The sequence below is a fragment of the Streptomyces sp. WG5 genome (assembly GCF_049974565.1).
Taxonomy (GTDB): domain Bacteria; phylum Actinomycetota; class Actinomycetes; order Streptomycetales; family Streptomycetaceae; genus Streptomyces.
The window spans coordinates 1-536 of the sequence record NZ_JBNGGC010000195.1; the positions used below are offsets into that span (position 1 = coordinate 1).

Consider the following 536-nt stretch of genomic DNA (forward strand, 5'->3'; position numbering starts at 1 on the left):
AGCTTCTCGCGGTCCTCGTGGCTCTGCTTCCATTCCTTCTGCGGCGTCGGCGTCGTGGTCTTGAGCCACGGCTCGATCGAAGCGTACTGGGCGTAGAAATTGGTGAGGTCAGGGACGAGATCCTTCACCACCGGCTGATGCGGCAGCGGATTGATCTTCACCGGACCCGCATCGACGTCGTGCATGTCCTTGGTGCAGGCCAGCGTGTTCTGGCCGTCGATGTTCATGGCGCAGGAGCCGCAGACGCCTTCGCGGCAGGAGCGGCGGAAGGTCAGCGTCGGGTCGATGTGGTTCTTGATCCAGATCAGACCGTCCAGCACCATCGGACCGCAATCATGGGTGTCGACATAGTAGGTGTCGACGCTCGGATTCTTGCCGTCGTCCGGATTCCAGCGATACACACGAAATTCGCGGGTCTCGGTGGCGCCGGCCGGCTTAGGCCAGGTCTTGCCGCCGGAAATCCTCGAATTCTTCGGAAGTGCGAATTCAACCATGTCTGCTCGCCTTCGTTCTCAGTAGACCCGCGCCTTCGGCGG

Annotated in this window: 1 protein-coding gene; it reads right to left on the reverse strand. The window is 61.4% G+C overall.

All coding sequences use genetic code 11. The features are described 5' to 3' along the window. A partial coding sequence (locus ACP4IX_RS36580) for a 2Fe-2S iron-sulfur cluster-binding protein (protein WP_426559003.1) occupies positions 1-494 on the reverse strand: 494 nt, incomplete at its 3' end. Between the last annotated feature and the right edge of the window lie 42 nt (positions 495-536).